This window comes from Nostoc sp. NOS(2021) (assembly GCF_017115025.1).
Classification (GTDB): Bacteria; Cyanobacteriota; Cyanobacteriia; order Cyanobacteriales; family Nostocaceae; genus Nostoc.
On sequence record NZ_JABXKM010000277.1, the window covers coordinates 1 to 17,616 of the forward strand.

Genomic DNA, 17,616 nt, shown 5'->3' on the forward strand with positions numbered 1-17,616 from the left:
CCTAATAAGAATGAGGTACAGCTTAACCTCACCCCGATAAAGCTGTGCTTTATCTTCCCTCTCCGAACTCACGGAGAGGGGTTAGGGTGAGGTTTTGATATATAGTTCATGCACCTGGGAACCGCTATAGAACATAACGATAGTTAATGGTTAGTGGTTAATAGAACGACCATTAACCATTAGTTAGTTGTCATCAATACCGTCGTCGGATAATCTGGCGTTGTCTTAACGGCTGCCGTCGTCGGATAATCTGGCGCTGTCTTAACTGCTGTCGTCGTTGGATAATCTGCCGTCGTCTTAATGGTCGCCGTCGTTGGATAATCTGTCGTCGTCTTAATAACCGCCCTTGAGCAATTAAAAGCTCTCCGGTTTTATCTCCAACTAGGTTAGCCTCTGGCGCAACGCTCTGTTCATTTCGAGCATTACTTAGAGAAATATCCTTCGCTTCAGCTAATGAGGGCGGAGACACAAAGGCAAATAGCAACATTGCTATTGAGGATAATTTCCTGAAACCTTTCATGTTTTTACTTCTCTAAACTTTCGGTAATAACTTTATTAAACACTTTAAAGTCGGCGAATTATCGCTCATAACTTTTTTTTAAACTTAATTTGGTATGAAATTCTGTATTGTAATTTCACCCTTATGGATAATTGTAAATGAGATTAAACTGTGCAAATAAATAGTCAGTATCTAGCAAAATGTAATTTTTTCTAATCGACGACAAAGTGGTGTAATTGGGACAATGTTTTATTATTTACAATTCTTGCAAAAATAAGGTTAAAGCAATTCCGTATCGGCTTTTTTCAGAAAAAGCATCATAAATATCGGTAAATTCAAGAAACTTAATAATTAAAATGTATTCATTAAATAGGATAAATTCCTAGTACACTGTGGCGTCAGTTTGCCTACGTTTAACCAGTTGCTCTGAGCAACTTCTCTGGTTAATTGAGATGGTAGTTGGATTTACGCCGTACTGTACTAGCTAAGAGGATGTTTGAAAAGTCCTCTTCTCGGTAATAAAACGTTCTAGATCCCCCTAAATCCCCCTTAAAAAGGGGGACTTTAATTCCAGTTACCCACTTTTTAAGGGGGATCAATAAGTGCCTAAAATCACAGCTAACTACTTTTCAAACAACCTCTAATCTCTGATTTTATGGATAGCGAAAATTAATTGCTCCCGTAAAACGATAGTAGGAGAGGAGAATTGATTGTACATTTGACATTGTTGACCAAGAAAAAGGGTTTTAAGAAAAGATTCTCTCTTATTGAAACCAATATTCAGTAGCAATTGTTAATAAATTACTTGAGAAAAATTATTATACTTTCAACTTTATACAAGCATTTTTACATAAGTAAATATTAGGGTAACAAGAAATTAATACTTGCTATACTTAAGTATTATGTAATATCATCAGATATGGTATAAATTTAGATTCACTTTTCATAGGATAAAGATTGTGTCTGAGATAAAACCAGAAGATTTAAATTCACAAGCAGTACCGTTCTTCGCCCGATTCCTAGAAGGGCAAAACGGTGAAGACCTTTCTGATCAACAATCAGAAGCAATTAGCGGCGGATGCACAGTCGTAACTCAGAAGTACCCTTCTGATAATGAAGACGGCGGTGTAGTAACTAAGAAGTACCCTTCTGATAGCGATGAAGCTGTTACTCAGAAGTACCCTTCAGACGGTGATGACGCTTTGCCCACACAATAACTCTACTGTCTATTTTCGAGTACACAAGAGATGCAGTTTTGAAAACTATTTCAACGCATCTGGTTATTCAGCGTCCACCCAAGACTGGCGACGTGCGATAAAAGAGGCTTGTGCGTGGGAACCCGATGAATTACCTGATGAAATAATCCGTTGTCTCCATGCCTTTATAGCAAAGTTTGGACTGACTTTTGGAGCGTTTAGCTTCATCCAAACACCATCAGGGGAATACGTTTTTTTGGAAGTTAACCCTACAGGAGAGTGGGGAGTGCTGGAGAGAGATTTGGACTATCCGATTGCGGAAGCGATCGCAGATGCACTACTCTCAATACGGTTCGGATCAGACTTGATCCCCCCAACCCCCCTTTTTAAGGGGGGCAAAAAATTCTCAAAGTCCCCCAATTTATCGGGGGATTTAGGAGGATCTAGAACGTTTTTATACCTACAATAGGACTTTTAAAATATCCTTTCAGGCGATCGCTGAGGTTCTACAGAATTAATAAAACAGAGGGATGTCCGTCAGGACAGGGTGAGGTTTTTGTTTATTTTGTTTGTATCCCTCAGTTGAATTACCAGCCACGCTCCTCCAGAGAATATTAACAATAACGGTGTCAACCAATCACCCCAACGCACATATAAAGTCTTTGTCTGTCGCCGATAAATTGTTTCAGCATGAGTTTCGTAGGTATTATATCCAGATATCCACAAGGTTTTGCCGTGAGGATCTATAAAGGCTGAATATCCAGTATTAGTTGCCCGTGCTGACCATCGATCAGTTTCAATTGCCCGCATCATATCCTGTGCATGATGCTGGAATGGCATAGACGCCGTGTAATGGGCATCGTTAGAAGAACTGAGGATAAATTGCCCACCCGCAGCAGCTTGACGGCGAAATTGTTCAGGAAAAGCAGATTCGTAACATATACTAGCGATCGCTCGGCCAAAAGGAGTGTCAAATAGCTGATTTGCTGAACCAGGAACCTGGTGTGCATCCAAAGGCGACAACCGCTTAACTATTCCGCCTAAAATTCCTTCAAAAGGAATATATTCTCCCAGAGGTACTAGTTTGGCTTTATCGTAGCGGCTGACAATTTCACCCTTACCATTGAAAGTAAACAAGCTAATTGTATAACTGTCTCCCCGCTCTCCAAAAGCCCCAATCCAAGCAACTACACCTTTTAGTTTCACGGCTGCGACTAAGGCAGTTCCCATCAAGTCACGCTGAAAAATAGGTAAGGCTCCTTCTGGGGTGAGAACTGCATCTACACCTTGGTCTGCTAAAGTTATATACCCACTGGTGTAATTTTCTTGGGCGCGACGAAACCCTTCCGAACTTCGTAAAAGTCGGTTCGGGATATTACCCTGAACAATCCCCACTTTCAAGGCTGCTTCTGGGGGTTGAGCAATGGGACGGCTATATAAGATCAAACCAATCAGGTGTAAGCTAATTAATAATCCTGTGGCAATAGCAAAGTATTTATTAACAAACCACAGAGGCGCAAAGGAAATTCTCTCTGCGCCCTCTGCGTCTCTGTGGTTCGTCCATCCTTCAGCAATTAAGCCATTGACGGCTGCGATCGCTGCTGTCACAGTATTAGGCCCAGAGAGTTGACCGAGGTGTAAAATCACCAGGTTATGCGGACTTTGGGTGTAAGCCAGGGAACTCCACCACAAAGGCCCGGCACTCCACAGACTCTCTAAGCCGCACCAGACGGCTGTACCAATCAGTACACGTAACCACGGTTTTTGTCCGGTGAGGCGAACCATCACAGCCGCCCAAATAGCAACGAATATCCCTCCCAAGAGGCTGATAAATCCCCAACAAAAAAGGGTGATTGCCAAACTCGGCCACCACGGAACGCCTAACCAAGTCATCGGATGAATTCCCGTAATCCAAAATAGGGCGACACCGTGATAACCGATACCCCAGAGGAAGCCATTTTGGATTTTGGGTCGCACCTTTGGTGCGCTTCCAGCGCAACTTCGATTTTGGATTGAATTAGAACTAACAACCAATACCCAGAGAGGGGCTAAGGCAACCCAAGCTAAGAACCATGCGCCGACAGGGGCGACGGTTAGCCCCATCAAAATGCCGCTAGCTAAGGCAATCAAGTAAGGGAGTAAGGCGGTTAACCTCTCCCCCTGCTTTTTACTCTGCTTCTTCTGCATCGACAGCATCAGGTGGAACTATTGCCACTCCGGTAATCGCGTCATCTTCATCTAAACGCTGCACTCTAACTCCAGTTGCCGATCGCGATTGGATAGAAATCGCATTCAAGGCTTGACGGATGATAATACCGCGATTTGTCACCATCATCATTTCATCGTCATCGTCGTTTACAATGCGTAGGGTTGCCAGCTTGTCTTTGTTTTTGCGGTTTTTGAACTTGGTTGCCATTAAACCCTGACCAGCACGATTTTGCAGCCGGAACTGGGCAACTGGTACGCGCTTACCATATCCTGCCATTGTAATTACTAATACCCAAGGGCCAATACTGCCGTTGCTAGGCACTTCTGGGGATTCTTCATTAGTTTCGATAGTTTCCATAGTTTCGATAATTTCGATATCTTCTGTTTCGACTGCTTCGATAATTTCGATATCTTCAATTTCGGCTTCTATTTCTGTATCCAAAGTGGCAAGAACTGCTGCGGGGAGAATATCCATACCCACCAGTTCATCTTTATTTTTCAGTTTCATGGCTTTCACCCCACGAGTCGCCCTACTTAAAGGACGCAATTGTTCGTGGTTGCACCGGAAGTGAATCGCCATCCCGTGACGAGAACCAATGATTACGCTGTCTTCTGCTTTAGCGCGTCGCACCCAGCGCAGTTGGTCGCCTTCTTCTAAGGAAATCGCAATCAAGCCATTGGCGCGAATATGACTAAACGCTGCCAATTCGGTTTTCTTGATATTGCCGCCTTTGGTGAGCATAACCAAATATTCTTGGTTGCTAAACTCGTCAACGGGTACAATCGAGGTGATTTTTTCCTCTTTGGGAATGGGTAGCATTTGAACAATTGGTGTCCCGCGACTGGTACGCGAACTCACTGGAATTTGATACGCTCTCAGGCAGTAAACGACACCACGCTGGCTAAAGAATAAAATACTGTCGTGATCGCAGCAAGTTAAGAAATGCTCAACGGTGTCATCATCTTTCACCTTGGCTGCGGCTTTACCTCTGGTAGCACGGCTTTGCGCCTCAAAGGTATTGACTGGCATCCGTTTGATGTAGCCTTGTTCTGTAACCAAAATGATCGCTTTTTCATTGGCAATTAGGTCACGGTCATCTAATTCCCCTTCCCCTGGTAAAATCACCGTGCGGCGAGGTGTAGCGAAGCTAGTTTTCAGTTGTGCGACTTCGGTTTCAATGATTTCTAGCACTCTCTCCCGACGTGCCAAAATATCTTGCAAGTCGGTAATCTTTGCTTGCAATTCATCGTGTTCCAGACGAATTTTATCTGCTTCTAAGGCAGTCAACCGCCGCAATTGCATCTGCAAAATCGCATCTGCTTGCACTTCTGAGAGTCCGTAAGTTGTGATCAGTTCGCCTTTAGCTGTGGGCGCATCTGGTGCATGGCGAATCAAGACAATAATCGGATCTAACTGGGAAAGAGCAATCAATAACCCTTGCAGAAGATGGTCGCGTTCCTCTGCTTTCCGCAGTTCGTAGCGGGTGCGTCTGGCAATGGATTCGATGCGGAAATCCAAGAAGACGGTTAAGAACTGCTTGAGGGTGAGTACTTGGGGTTCGCTATTCACCAACGCCAGCATATTCGCCCCAAAGTTGGCTTGCAGTGGGGTTTGCTTGTAGAGGTTGTTTAGAACGACGCGGGGATAAGCATCACGCTTGAGTTCGATCACAACTCGCATCCCATCGCGATCGCTTTCATCTCGGATATCTGCGATGCCCTCTAGACGCTTCTCGTTCACCATTTCGGCGATTTTTTCAATCAGCGCCGCTTTGTTGGTTTGATAGGGCAATTCGGTGATGATAATTGCTTCTCTATCTGGGCGTCCGCGCTGTTCAACGGTTTCAATGTTAGCGACACCACGCATGGTAATGGAACCACGCCCAGTAGTGTAAGCTTCGCGAATCGCAGATGTCCCCAAAATCTGCGCCCCAGTTGGAAAATCTGGGCCCTGGACATACTGCATTAATTCCAGATCGGTGATTTCTGGATTGTGGATTACAGCTACCAAGGCATCAATCAATTCGCCCAAATTGTGGGGGGGAATGTTGGTGGCCATGCCCACGGCAATTCCAGAGGAACCGTTGAGCAATAACTGTGGAATCCGGGCTGGTAAGACTGTGGGTTCTTGCTGGGAACCGTCGAAGTTATCGGCAAAGTCTACAGTTTCTAATTCAATGTCGTGCAGTAGACCAGCACTAGTTAAAGCTTGCAAGCGACATTCTGTGTATCGCATTGCGGCTGGCGGATCGTTGTCTACCGAACCAAAGTTACCATGCCCGTTAACTAAGGGCGATCGCATCGAAAAATCCTGTGCCATCCGCACCAAGGCATCATACACTGCCGTGTCGCCGTGGGGGTGATATTTACCTAATACTTCCCCCACTACACGGGCGCATTTCTTAAAGGGGCGATCGTGGAGTAGACCTAGCTCGTGCATTGCGTAGAGAATGCGACGATGCACAGGTTTTAGACCATCCCTGGCATCTGGCAGCGCCCGACCCACTATCACGCTCATGGCGTATTCCAGATAAGACTGCGACATTTCGGTTCGCAAGTCTATCGGGATAATCCTCTCCTGTGAGGTTGTCATAACCTAAAAATCTCCAAAAATCGTAGATTTTAGCTTTTTTACTCAACAAATCGCAAAGTTATTCTAAATTGCTCTTGAATAATTGCCATATTCTGATACAATCTTAGCATATACTGCCTTTTTTTGCCCGGATAACTAACCCAAATATCTAGTTAAAAAAGGGTATAATAAATCACAATATTAGAGGCTCTTAGCTAGTTAAAGAGAGCAATGAACTAAAAGCTTGCTGAGTGCAAATTTACCTAACTTGAAATATGACGGGGTAAATTTAAGAGAACAATCTAAATTGGCTTTATAAGCTCTTACTTTTATAACAGCTATTTACTAGACTTGCCGCTAAATAAGGTTTTAGCATCCAACGATATGCAAGGGCTGCGGTGTAAGTCAAATAACACCCCTATTACATCAAAGTTGGGATAACACTTAAAATAGAACAATATGAAAAATAGCTTGTCTTCTACTGGTTGCAATCTAACCTTTTTACCCCCACCCACAGAAGGTTTCCGTGGCTTTTTTTCGATGAGGCGATCGCTGACTAATTGAGTATAATTTCAAACGAAAAAAAGTTTCACTGTTAGTACATTGTGTTAACCAACATAACTGATGGCGATCGCACGACACCACAGGATATTTTCACGTAAAGGAGAGCAAATTTTGGCAGCAGTCCGAGTCCGCCAGCATGTTAATCCACTTGGTAAAAAGTATCAAACACCAGCAAGTCCCCTTGACTGGGAAAACATTTATGCAAAGCCAAATCAACCACTACATTTAGATATTGGCTGCGCTAAGGGACAGTTTTTGGTGAATATGGCCAAGATAGAACCCAACTGCAACTATCTAGGCTTAGAAATTCGGGAACCGCTGGTGATGGAGGCGAATAAGTTACGTTCTGAGTTGACTTTAACAAATCTGCACTACTTATTTTGCAATGTGAATAACTCACTGCGATCGCTTTTATCTTCCCTCCCTCCAGGAAGTTTACAACGTGTTACAATTCAATTCCCCGATCCTTGGTTTAAAACCCGCCACGCTAAACGTCGTGTAGTCCAACCAGAACTAGTGGCAGAATTAGCTAATTATCTTGCGGTTGGTGGAGTTGTATTTCTGCAATCAGATATGGAATTTGTCGCGGTGGAAATGCGCGATCGCTTTGCTGAAAATCCAGCTTTTCAAAGAGTTGGTACAGAAGAATGGTTAGCCGAAAACCCGTTACCAGTCCCCACAGAACGGGAAATAAGTACGCAAAAAAAGGGTGAACCTGTTTATCGAGCTTTATTTGTCAAGCAAGAAGTTGTGAATAAGGGCTAGTGACGGTATGAGCATCTAGCGCATAAACGCCAAATTTTGCTTGACATATTGACATCTTATAAATCAGATAATCTCTTAGGAGTTTATCTGGAGTATATTTTAATTAGATATTACCTACCAGTTGGCAATAATTTTGGGACAAAACCATTATAGTTAATGGCCATAATTATCGAAATATTCAATTTGCATTAGTATACAAGAGTATATGGCTTGATTAACGAATATATGTCCCTCCCCAAAAATAGGATATTTAAAAAATTATTTTTTAGGGACATAAAAGTTTCATTTATGTCTAGTTGAGCATCTTAACAATAGAGTTAGTAGCTTTCCTTTCTCCTAAAATGAGGACATACATTAGGCAATTTAATTCAGTCTTTAAGCCTAACAATGTCAATATTCAGAGGAAAATCAACATGGAAAGGAAGTATAACGGTCAACTTGAAATTAACGATCTAATTGATGATGCCGTCAAAAATGCGGTGGAACGACGGAACCAAGGTTTAGATTCAGAAGATGCTTTGTCTGATGAGGAAATGAAAAGCGTTGCAGGTGGAATAATTAGTAAATCTCTTCTTATTTCCCCTGTTTTGATAGGAATCATCGCATATCCATATCCAGATAAAATCCTTTTGTCATAAAGTTTCTCTTCCTTGGAGGCTCAATTGATGGAAGAATTTGCTGCTGATAAACCTACACTTTGTCCCAGTGCTAGACCCGAATCTGTGGATAGTGTTGTCTTTGGCGTAGTCGGTGGGACAGTGACAGAACCCCGTGTAGCTTATCTCAAAAAGCCCCAACCTATCACTGATGAACTAATAGCAAAAGCTAGCCCAATTACACCTGCCGAAATTTTTCGGACGGCAGCACCTTGCGCTACTAAAGGTTGTCAGCATTTTGATGGAAAAGATTGTCGTCTAGCAATGCGAATTGTAGAAAAGTTCCCTGTAGTAGCAGAAGAACTACCACCCTGTTCCATACGCCGAGATTGTCGGTGGTGGCAGCAAGAAGGCAAGGCAGCTTGTATGCGTTGTCCGCAAGTTATTACAGATAACTACAACGCATCTGAGCTAGCAGTTGAGGTGGCAACACCTATTTTTGGTTAAGCAAAGCTAGGTCTGTAGTTAAATAATTTCAGGAGAAAATCATGTCTATAGAAAATGTTCAAGCCTTTTATGTAAGAGTGGCAAATGATGAAACATTTCGCGCTCAACTTCAAGACATTCCAAGTAAAGATGAAGCTAGCCGAATAGTCAATGATGCTGGCTATGATTTTACTCAGGAAGAGTTTGAAGAATATACGACTCAATTATTGGAGTCAACTACTAGTGAAGGTGAACTCAGGGATTTAAATGAAAAAGAATTAGAAACCGTTTTTGGTGGGTTTACTGGAAAACACAACCCACAGCCATCATGTCTTAAGTGGTGGCGATCGCCACCGATTGTGATTGTGCCAATGTATGGAGCTGTTCAGCCACTATATGGAGTTGTTGGGCCAGCGTCTGGAGAATAAGCTGATATTTATTGGGATGGATGAAGATATATCCGTCCCTTTCCAGATAATTTAATTGAGGTATTCTAATGACTTATCGCCGAATTAGTTATGCAGTTTGGGAAATTACATTAAAGTGTAATCTAGCTTGCCAGCACTGCGGTTCTCGTGCTGGTCATGCAAGGGCGAACGAACTTTCTACAGCAGAAGCCCTTGATTTAGTCAGACAAATGGCGGAAGTGGGAATCACTGAAGTAACCATAATTGGTGGTGAAGCGTTTCTGCGTCCTGATTGGCTGGAGATTGCCCAAGCAATTACTTCTTCTGGAATGCTCTGTGGTATGACCACTGGGGGTTATGGGATCACTCTGGAGACAGCACACCGGATGAAGGAAGCTGGAATTAGTGTGGTATCCGTATCGGTTGATGGCTTAGAAGCAACTCACGATCGCCTCCGTGGTAGACAAGGCTCCTGGCAATGGGCGTTTAAGACTATGAGCAATCTCAAACAAGCTGGTATTCCCTTTGGTTGCAATACTCAAATCAATCGCCTCTCTGCACCAGAATTCCCGCGAATTTACGAACATCTGCGCGACGCTGGCATCTTCGCTTGGCAAATTCAGTTGACTGTACCAATGGGGAATGCCGCAGATAATAGTGAAATTCTGCTGCAACCTTATGAACTACTAGATGTATATCCGATGATTGCTCGTGTTGCCCAACGCGCAAAGCGAGAAGGGGTGCGGCTACAACCAGGAAATAATATTGGCTATTACGGGCCTTATGAACGGATGTTGCGGGGAGGAGGGGATGCTTGGACTTTTTGGCAGGGGTGCAATGCTGGATTGTCTTCTTTAGGCATCGAAGCCGATGGTGCTATCAAAGGTTGTCCCTCACTGCCTACCACAGCATACACTGGCGGTAACATCCGCGACTATTCACTGCGAACAATTATTGAAGAAACTGAAGAACTACGGTTTAATCTCGGAGCTGATACTCCGAAAGGAACATCACACTTATGGGGTTTTTGCAAGACTTGTGAATTTGCAGAACTCTGTCGAGGTGGTTGCAGTTGGACTGCTCATGTTTTCTTTGATAAGAGAGGCAATAATCCTTATTGTCATCATCGCGCCCTCACTCAGGAAAAAGGCGGTATTCGAGAGCGAGTTTTTCTTCAGCGTCGGGCGGACGGAAATCCTTTTGACAATGGGGAGTTTGGGCTAATTGAAGAACCGATAACTGCCCCTTGGACTGAAAACGATCCGCTTCACTTTACTAGCGATCGCATTCAATGGCCAGAAAGTTGGCAAGAAGAACCAAATCTAGCACCATCTTTAGCTGGTTCTAGTAATTAAAAACTGCAAAATCCCATTTCTATGAATAATATCTCTACTGACTCTATCCCTTCAGAAAATCCGACTGTTCCTGACTCTCAAGCAACCCTATTACCTCGTTCAGCTTGGAATAGTCAGTTGGCTTATTTGAGAATTATTTTTCGGGCAAAGAAAGCTCTAGACCGCATCGAAAAAGAAGCAGGTGTTTTGAGAATTGAAACTGAATAATTTTGGACTGACGCAAAATTACACGCTGTAGGGGCAATTCATGAATTGCCCCTAAGCGGTTGTTTGAAAAGTCCTTTTGTCGGTAGCAAAACTTCTAGATCCCCCTAAATCCCCCTTAAAAAGGGGGACTTTGATTCTGGTTCCCCCCTTTTTAAGGGGGGCTAGGGGGGATCATTAAGTGCCTAAAATCACAGCCAAATACTTTTAAAACAACCTCTAAGAATAAAATCACGCTTTCGGCTATTGTTTGCGTAAATCCTGTCAAAATTAGACTTTTGGCAAAAATCCTAATAAGACTAAATTAAACATTTTTCAAATTTTGCAACCACACTTGAAACAACGAGTCCATAATTTGTTCTCTCACTGCTTGATTCAATTCTATGGGGAACCACTTTTCCACTCTCAGAACGTGATACCCCACTTTTGTTTGCACAGGGCCAATAATTTCACCTTCCTTAGCTTCGGTAAGAGGTTTGGCAATTTCCGGTATGAGTTCTACTAAATAGCGAATTCCGACAAAGCCGCCACTTTCTTGCGACTGCTTACCCTTAGAATGTTCCAAAGCCAAAGCACAGAAAGAAGCTTGTCCTTCGCGTAGTATTTGCACGATTTTCCAAGCAGTTGCCAGGTCAGTAACCAGAATTTGCGATAGCGCCACCCGTCTGTAGTTGTCGCGGTTTGAAACATAAGCGCCATCCACTGTTAGACCGAACAGATGTTCTTTAAGCTTGTTCTCCAACAGCGCCACTTTAATTCCTTGCGACCACTCGTCTACACTAATGCGTTGCTCTTCCAGCCATGCACTAGTTTCTGTATTTCCCCATAACTTGTGTTCCAAGCGAAAAGCATCGCCAGCAGCTTGCCATTCATCATCAGATATTTCAATTCCTAACTGGTTGCAGTTGGCTAAAACTAATGCCTCACGTTCAGCAGCGATCGCTATTTCTGCAAACTTAGCAGAATGACGCAAATATGTCAAAATTTCTGCATCGGTTGCTGGATGGGCTTGTACTGGTTCGTTGGTTAAAACCTTGAGTGTTAGAGTTTGTTCTAATTGTTCTGTCATGGCTTGATGATATTTAAATAAGATTGTTATTTCTATCTGCCAACAAGCAAACGTTCTGTAGGAATTTCGTGAGGTTTGATGCGGTTGCGATGCAAGTCACCATACAGATTGAGGTAGTCGATTTCTTCAGGGGTAAGTTTGCCCTTTTGCACAGCCTGAATTGCTGCATCTACATGTTCACGAGTTTCCCAACCTGCTAAAGCAACATCAACAGAGTTTTGACTTAAAGAATAGCGATATAAATCTGGGACTGAAGGTTGCCAGCATCCATTTGGTAAACCAGCCGGGGGTTCCCAGAGGGCACCAAGCATACCTGCTGACTTAAAGGTGACAATCCCTGGTCGATGGGGATCGTTGGCATCCAAATGGGGGAAAACCTTTCTTTGGGCTGTACGATGTGCTACGTTATGCCTCACCATCGCAACATCCAATAAAGGGCTATTTAACCACTGTTTTGCTAAATCGTGGTCGTGAAAAGAAGCACCAATATAGCGCACTGCACCCATTTTTTTTAGCTTTTCGGAGACGCCAAACACTCTTTCGATTTGGCGCTGAGTTACTGACCCCCGACCACGGATATCGTCAGAGGCACTGATACACTTCTCAAAAGCAGGATGATTATGCTCATCAATCCAGCCCCAGAAAAACACATCAATGTAGTCAATACCCAGGTCGATAAATTGATCGTACAAATAGGTGAATGCTGTGTCTGGAGTTCTAATCATGTAACTGACAGTTGCCAGAACTGCCTTCTCACGCATTGAGGAACCGCGTCCGCATAATTGGCGGAGCGCGGGACGCATGGAACTATAAAGATATTGATGTAAATCGCTGGAGTAGAAAAAAAAGTTGATGCCTTGGTCGAAGGCGTAAAGGGTATCTTCACTGGAGATGTGACCCCCACCTCCGAGTCCTAAACAACTAACAGTTAAGTCAGTCCGTCCAAGTTTGCGATAAAAAGGTAAATCTGATTGGGCAAATCTACTATTAGCAATGGCAAGTTCCTCGGCAGCTGTTAACTGCGGCTGGAAATCAGGAGTCTGAATATCAGGAGCAAGATTAGTAATTTTCATGACTTTAAAGCTGGGTAAATATCATCAGATTTGGCATTCAGGTAAGGACGTTGCAGGTCAATTTCCAGTGCGGAGAATTGTGCCAAAATCGATGCCATTCGACCTTCTGGCGAATCATCCTCTTGCTGCCAAGCTTCTATCAAACCATTGGTTATAATTTGACAGCGATTCATCCCAAAGCTTTCTTTTTCACCAAATTTTTGGTCTGGTTCTTCAGCGATCGCTAACCCTGGTGCGATAAGTTTAGTAAATAAAGGCACTTCTGGCAGAAAATGGGATTGGTGTTCTGCATACACCTTTTCTAGTACTGAATGTACAGCTTCATAGTTGTTTTTGTCAAAGTAAAGCACCGCAGAGTCATAACGCCCATAATCAGAGGGGTTGTATAACGCTTTAAAGTTGAAAGGCAGGGCGATGGCATTAAGTTGGGTAGTCAAGCTTTCCATGACTGCAACTGCACCATCAGTAGTTAAGTTGAAATAGACTCGGACTATATTTTCACCACTGTAAGAGCCTGCATTACTAACTGCCATGTAAAAGCCGTTTTGCACCAAATTCTTGGGCAGTTTGATCGCAACTGGATTCCCCACAGTCACAGCTTCGTCTTGTGCTTGTAAATGTTTACTGCGTTCAATATGCAGAGTCAAACCACCCTTGTTTACTGCTAAAGCGCCATCTGATTCTTCTTTCACCACCAGCCAATTGAGACTAAAGTAGCCTTCACCTTTGTTGCTTTCATGGAGGCGATTGTAAAATACCATATCCACGCCTAGAAAGGTGTTATTTTCTAAATTTTGGTTGACTGCTAAATTTGTTGTCTCTCCATCAAGTGCTAAAGCACGTTTTAGGGAACCGTTGTAATAAATGCCGTAGAGAAAATTAGATAGTTGGGCGTTTAAATACTTATTTTGTACATCTGAGGGCAATTGCTGAAATCGTGGGAGTGCCTCATCTGGTAATTCTATGGGTTTGTAGTCGGGATGGCTAATACAAAATCTGGATTTTATCTGAATTTTATTAACGATATCTTGCAATGAATCCTGCAATGACTCTGGAATAGCCGCTAATTGCATTGGCAACGGATCTAGTAGTTGCATAGGTGCTTGCCTTTAATTAAGGGGAGATAAGCTTGTGGATTTGATGCTCCCACCGTCAATTAAGATACCACATATAGGAGAAATAATTGCTTAAGGAATATTACGAATACAGTGGTAGAAATCAGACGGATGTATTAAGAGAGTTAGCTGTCTTTATATAGTCGAAGAAGTATTCAGAATCGACTTTGGGAGAATCGACCTTTTTTGCCTTCATTAATCACTAGCCATTGTGCTATCTATTGAAGCGAAGCTCTCAACGCTGTAAGTTCTGATGCTTGCACTCCAAAAATTGTGGGAATCGATGCTTCTGGACGGCATAATAAAGACTTAGCCACTTGCAGCATACAGATACCCGTGTTACCAAAATATTTTTGGTATTGCAGGATTGATTGAATAGCGATAATCAAATTCCAACCAGCAAACTGTACAACTCGCTGTAAAAAGTCAGGACGATGCTGTAAGATTTCTGGAAAATGATTTAAATATGCGATCGCTAATGCAGCAACGGAAGGTTGTATCATCTCCAAGGGTGTTCTCGCCATCCGCAAGCATTCATCGATACTCATGGTTTTGCTGGTAATCATGCTATTCAACCAGATATGCAAATAGCTACCAATGAGTGTACCTAAATCAAAAGCTGGATCTCCCCAACTACACCTTTCCCAATCAATTAATCTTATGGTGCTGTTGCTAATACCTTCTTCCCAATCATCAGCCACAAGGATATTATTCAATTTTAGATCATTGTGTGTTAGACAATTGGGTTTTAAAGAATTTCTCAGTTCGACTATGGCTTGACCTAAACTGTCATATCGTTGATAAAGGGCAAAGAATTTCAGACCATCAGCCGGAACAGAACCAAAAATTTCTGGGCTAATTCGTCCCAAATCTTTAACTAAATGTTTAACCTGATCGCTGGCTTGACTTTCCAAGGATGAAGACAAAAAATCTTGATAATCTTTATGATTGAAAGTTAAGCTATGGATGCGGGCTAAAATTGTGCCTATAGCAGAGGCGATTTCTAAGGGGAAAATGTTTTCCTTACCATAGAAAGTCATCACATCACGATACTTATTTAGGTAATTAAAAATAATAATGGAATCATCGGGATTAAAGTTAACTCCCTCTGATATCCAGTTGTGCATTTGACTTAATTCTGGAAATTTATGAACAAATTCCTGAATTTGCCATTCTCGCAAAAACTCACCAGACGCTTTTCCTTCTGGGTTGAGACGTTCTTGCTTGACAAGTAGTTTGCGAGCATTCGCTAAACTAACTAACAAATTAAAGTTTTTGCCATATTTTTGTTCTATTTCACTTTGGGCTTGATCTTCAGTAGTACAGAGACTTTTTTCTATCAGATAATTAAAAACATTTTGAGAGCTTAATGCAAATGTCATATTTTCAGGTTTCCCACATCTAAAATTGATATTTCTGGGACTAATTATAATCCTCTAAAAAGTCTGGCTCTTCCGTACCTGTTATGCTGAACCTTTAGTTAAGGATCAGGATTTGGTCTAAAAACCCACCTTAGAAGCATAAATTTCGCGCACAAGCACAGAATGCTAATAATAACGGCTGCTATTATTGTCTAGCAAGGGTTTCAAACTCTTTGATAAACAGATTGAGTGCATTGCTGCATCCTTTTTACAGGTAAAGTTTGCTTCGACATTGTTTAGAGTCGGTGACTATCCAAGCGACACTGATTTATTCTCTATAAGTCTGTTTAATCGCCTAGTTCCAGAGTTCAGGACTAGCAAGCATCGTGAAGTGGGTCTTTAACTCTTACTCTAAACGGTTAGTCTGGTCAGGTGAAGTATCCTACAAGGCCCTAGCTTCAGCTATGGGGTTGGTACTCAACTAGAGAACCCTGACGAATCCACCCTTTCCTCCAAACAATTCAAATTCCTGCTCATTGAGTTGGTTGAGGAAGCTTTCAGAATCGTGGAACAGTTCAGAACCAGCAGGACGTAATTCAGAGATTTTGATCGAAGCCATTTGTTTTTTCCTATTTACAAATAAGGCTTTTTAGATATATAATGCTATAATGCATTTATATCTAAAAAGCCTTTGTATAATATCTGGCTGTAGGATAGTTTTTCTCTTTAGAAGCTTAGTCAGATGTTTAGTAGTCAGATGACTGGTTTCTAAAGTGAGAAAGTGAGACTTTTCTTTAATTGCCAGATAAAACCTGTATCAGTTATATCCTAAGCTTTTGTTGCTACACCACTAACACTGACAGAAACACTTTGGGTGATTATACCACCTGTCACTGCAGCTGAAGCTATTGAACCTACAGACTGGCTAGCTACACTGTTAACGTTAAGACCTCCGATAACGCCTCCCATATCTTGAGAATTTAACTCATTGAGGAAGCTTTCAGAATCTTGGAACAATTCAGAACCAGCAGGACGTAATTCAGAAATTTTAATTGAAGCCATGATGTTTTTCCTTCAAAAAATAAGTTGAGTAACTTTTGTCAGTAGAATTAAACTTTGTTTTGTTTAATCCTTGATTTCATTGTTATTGAATAAACCTTGAAAATCAAGCTTTCTAAATCGCTTTTATAGACACAACTAAAGCTTTTATGTCTCTAAATTAAAATATTGCTTTGGCAGTAAATTATATTGGGATAGGGCTTTACTAGGCCTTATCCCTTTTTTATAGTTGAGTATTAGATTTAAAAAGTCAATATTTTATGACTACTTTTTTGCAACCTGTTATCTGACAATAGTTTGAGCGATTTTCGCATCACCTGAATCCTGATACTACTTTTAGGGACATTAATATAGTAGTTTTGTCTTTTAATGTCGTCTCTGAGCGACTACATCTCTGATATGTTAAATAAGTAGCCATCATGAACTGCGTACACCAGAACACATCAAAAGTGGGATAATTTGGATAGCATGATATTCCACAGAAGTAGTGTCTACCTGATGCGTAGTAATTCGTCATACAATTTTGGATTTTAGACTTGTCGTGAGCGTTCAGTCGAACGATTTTAGATTTTAGATTTATCTAAAATTCGGTGAGATATTAAGGTAATTGCACTTTTGTCAAGAGGGTGCGGTAAAAGAAATGTAACAAGTTCACCCGTTGCCAACAGAGTAGGACTTAAGCTTAGGTTTTGGAATTAGAGCTTATAGCGCTTCCTAATCACATGAGGTACATCATAGTCCCCTCCTCGCTTGTTTACGGTGTATACACAAGTCTGAAATAGCTGATTAACCAAGGTTTTACCCTACCCTAACCCTCCCCGTATGTATTGGCTACGGTGTACACACAAGTCCTAAAAACCTAGCTTGATGAGGTTTTTCTCGTTCCCATACGGAGTATGGGAATGCATTCATTGAGTCTCTGACTCAATATTTAACTGGAGGCAGAGCCTCTAATCAGCATTCCCATGCAGAGCATGGGAACGAGGAAACAATGTCCAATCGAGCTTTTTTCGACTTGTGTGTACACCGTAGCCTTAGAAAGGGGGGATTAAGGGGGGTAATTCGACTTGTGTATACACCGTAGGCT

17 protein-coding genes are annotated in these 17,616 nt (G+C 42.1%); 7 read left to right on the forward strand and 10 right to left on the reverse strand.

Going from position 1 to position 17,616, the window contains the following annotated elements; translation table 11 throughout:
- Positions 1-193: 193 nt before the first annotated feature.
- Positions 194-520, reverse strand: coding sequence for a hypothetical protein (locus HWQ41_RS27485; RefSeq protein WP_292770191.1), 327 nt, complete (start codon positions 518-520; stop codon positions 194-196).
- Positions 521-1,458: 938 nt separating this feature from the next.
- Here HWQ41_RS27485 and HWQ41_RS27490 point away from each other — a divergent pair.
- Positions 1,459-1,716 (forward strand): microviridin/marinostatin family tricyclic proteinase inhibitor, encoded by a 258-nt coding sequence (locus HWQ41_RS27490; protein ID WP_292770193.1) that lies wholly within the window; start codon positions 1,459-1,461, stop codon positions 1,714-1,716.
- Positions 1,717-2,232: 516 nt separating this feature from the next.
- On the opposite strand, the gene lnt is transcribed toward HWQ41_RS27490, so the two are convergent.
- The 3 genes from lnt to HWQ41_RS27510 all read right to left on the reverse strand — a co-directional run bounded on the left by lnt (position 2,233) and on the right by HWQ41_RS27510 (position 6,966).
- Positions 2,233-3,882, reverse strand: a complete 1,650-nt coding sequence (gene lnt / locus HWQ41_RS27500) for an apolipoprotein N-acyltransferase (protein ID WP_292770195.1) — start codon at positions 3,880-3,882, stop codon at positions 2,233-2,235.
- On the reverse strand, positions 3,863-6,496 hold the full coding sequence (gyrA, locus tag HWQ41_RS27505) for a DNA topoisomerase (ATP-hydrolyzing) subunit A (protein ID WP_292770197.1): 2,634 nt from the start codon (positions 6,494-6,496) through the stop codon (positions 3,863-3,865). Before gyrA ends, lnt begins: the two co-directional genes overlap by 20 nt.
- 317 nt (positions 6,497-6,813) lie before the next feature.
- Positions 6,814-6,966, reverse strand: coding sequence for a transposase family protein (locus HWQ41_RS27510; RefSeq protein WP_292770199.1), 153 nt, complete (start codon positions 6,964-6,966; stop codon positions 6,814-6,816).
- Between the two features lie 184 nt (positions 6,967-7,150).
- Between HWQ41_RS27510 and trmB the strand changes: the two genes are divergently transcribed.
- The 6 genes from trmB (at position 7,151) to HWQ41_RS27540 (ending at position 10,855) form a co-directional block, all read left to right on the forward strand.
- Positions 7,151-7,804 carry a tRNA (guanosine(46)-N7)-methyltransferase TrmB gene (gene trmB, locus HWQ41_RS27515; protein ID WP_292770218.1) on the forward strand — a complete coding sequence of 218 codons (654 nt, stop codon included), beginning with the start codon at positions 7,151-7,153 and terminating at the stop codon, positions 7,802-7,804.
- Positions 7,805-8,217: 413 nt separating this feature from the next.
- Complete coding sequence (locus tag HWQ41_RS27520; protein WP_292770201.1) at positions 8,218-8,442, forward strand: hypothetical protein; 225 nt, start codon at positions 8,218-8,220, stop codon at positions 8,440-8,442.
- Positions 8,443-8,469: 27 nt separating this feature from the next.
- Positions 8,470-8,907: a nitrogen fixation protein gene (locus HWQ41_RS27525; protein WP_292770203.1), complete on the forward strand. Its 438-nt coding sequence runs from the start codon at positions 8,470-8,472 to the stop codon at positions 8,905-8,907.
- 41 nt (positions 8,908-8,948) lie between these two features.
- A complete protein-coding gene (locus tag HWQ41_RS27530; protein WP_292770205.1) occupies positions 8,949-9,314 on the forward strand; it encodes a Nif11-like leader peptide family natural product precursor in 366 nt (121 codons plus the stop codon).
- Positions 9,315-9,382: 68 nt separating this feature from the next.
- Complete coding sequence (locus tag HWQ41_RS27535) at positions 9,383-10,648, forward strand: nif11-class peptide radical SAM maturase 3 (protein WP_292770207.1); 1,266 nt, start codon at positions 9,383-9,385, stop codon at positions 10,646-10,648.
- Positions 10,649-10,669: 21 nt separating this feature from the next.
- Entirely contained in the window at positions 10,670-10,855 is a 186-nt protein-coding gene (locus tag HWQ41_RS27540) for a hypothetical protein (protein ID WP_292770209.1), read from the forward strand.
- A 301-nt stretch (positions 10,856-11,156) separates the two neighbouring features.
- Here the strand turns inward: HWQ41_RS27540 and HWQ41_RS27545 are convergent, their stop codons facing one another.
- From HWQ41_RS27545 to HWQ41_RS27570, 6 genes are all read right to left on the reverse strand, one after another.
- Positions 11,157-11,921 (reverse strand): peptidylprolyl isomerase, encoded by a 765-nt coding sequence (locus tag HWQ41_RS27545; RefSeq protein WP_292770211.1) that lies wholly within the window; start codon positions 11,919-11,921, stop codon positions 11,157-11,159.
- Between the two features lie 32 nt (positions 11,922-11,953).
- Positions 11,954-12,994 carry an aldo/keto reductase gene (locus tag HWQ41_RS27550; RefSeq protein ID WP_292770213.1) on the reverse strand — a complete coding sequence of 347 codons (1,041 nt, stop codon included), beginning with the start codon at positions 12,992-12,994 and terminating at the stop codon, positions 11,954-11,956.
- Positions 12,991-14,091 carry a T3SS effector HopA1 family protein gene (locus tag HWQ41_RS27555; RefSeq protein ID WP_292770214.1) on the reverse strand — a complete coding sequence of 367 codons (1,101 nt, stop codon included), beginning with the start codon at positions 14,089-14,091 and terminating at the stop codon, positions 12,991-12,993. The genes HWQ41_RS27550 and HWQ41_RS27555 overlap by 4 nt, the downstream gene beginning before the upstream one ends.
- A 236-nt stretch (positions 14,092-14,327) precedes the next feature.
- Positions 14,328-15,491: a phosphotransferase gene (locus tag HWQ41_RS27560; protein ID WP_292770215.1), complete on the reverse strand. Its 1,164-nt coding sequence runs from the start codon at positions 15,489-15,491 to the stop codon at positions 14,328-14,330.
- Positions 15,492-15,951: 460 nt separating this feature from the next.
- Entirely contained in the window at positions 15,952-16,089 is a 138-nt protein-coding gene (locus HWQ41_RS27565) for a hypothetical protein (protein WP_292770220.1), read from the reverse strand.
- 209 nt (positions 16,090-16,298) lie between these two features.
- Positions 16,299-16,532 (reverse strand): hypothetical protein, encoded by a 234-nt coding sequence (locus HWQ41_RS27570; RefSeq protein ID WP_292770216.1) that lies wholly within the window; start codon positions 16,530-16,532, stop codon positions 16,299-16,301.
- Positions 16,533-17,616 lie beyond the last annotated feature (1,084 nt).

Excerpts from the sequence above, each read along its gene's own strand:
- HWQ41_RS27485 (WP_292770191.1), bottom strand. The coding sequence starts at position 520 with ATGAAAGGTTTCAGGAAATTATCCTCAATAGCAATGTTGCTATTTGCC.
- HWQ41_RS27570 (WP_292770216.1), bottom strand. The coding sequence starts at position 16,532 with ATGGCTTCAATTAAAATTTCTGAATTACGTCCTGCTGGTTCTGAATTG.
- HWQ41_RS27540 (WP_292770209.1), top strand. The coding sequence starts at position 10,670 with ATGAATAATATCTCTACTGACTCTATCCCTTCAGAAAATCCGACTGTT.
- HWQ41_RS27560 (WP_292770215.1), bottom strand. The coding sequence starts at position 15,491 with ATGACATTTGCATTAAGCTCTCAAAATGTTTTTAATTATCTGATAGAA.
- HWQ41_RS27565 (WP_292770220.1), bottom strand. The coding sequence starts at position 16,089 with ATGGCTTCGATCAAAATCTCTGAATTACGTCCTGCTGGTTCTGAACTG.
- HWQ41_RS27555 (WP_292770214.1), bottom strand. The coding sequence starts at position 14,091 with ATGCAACTACTAGATCCGTTGCCAATGCAATTAGCGGCTATTCCAGAG.
- HWQ41_RS27535 (WP_292770207.1), top strand. The coding sequence starts at position 9,383 with ATGACTTATCGCCGAATTAGTTATGCAGTTTGGGAAATTACATTAAAG.
- HWQ41_RS27545 (WP_292770211.1), bottom strand. The coding sequence starts at position 11,921 with ATGACAGAACAATTAGAACAAACTCTAACACTCAAGGTTTTAACCAAC.
- HWQ41_RS27520 (WP_292770201.1), top strand. The coding sequence starts at position 8,218 with ATGGAAAGGAAGTATAACGGTCAACTTGAAATTAACGATCTAATTGAT.
- HWQ41_RS27530 (WP_292770205.1), top strand. The coding sequence starts at position 8,949 with ATGTCTATAGAAAATGTTCAAGCCTTTTATGTAAGAGTGGCAAATGAT.
- HWQ41_RS27550 (WP_292770213.1), bottom strand. The coding sequence starts at position 12,994 with ATGAAAATTACTAATCTTGCTCCTGATATTCAGACTCCTGATTTCCAG.
- gyrA (WP_292770197.1), bottom strand. The coding sequence starts at position 6,496 with ATGACAACCTCACAGGAGAGGATTATCCCGATAGACTTGCGAACCGAA.
- HWQ41_RS27525 (WP_292770203.1), top strand. The coding sequence starts at position 8,470 with ATGGAAGAATTTGCTGCTGATAAACCTACACTTTGTCCCAGTGCTAGA.
- lnt (WP_292770195.1), bottom strand. The coding sequence starts at position 3,882 with ATGCAGAAGAAGCAGAGTAAAAAGCAGGGGGAGAGGTTAACCGCCTTA.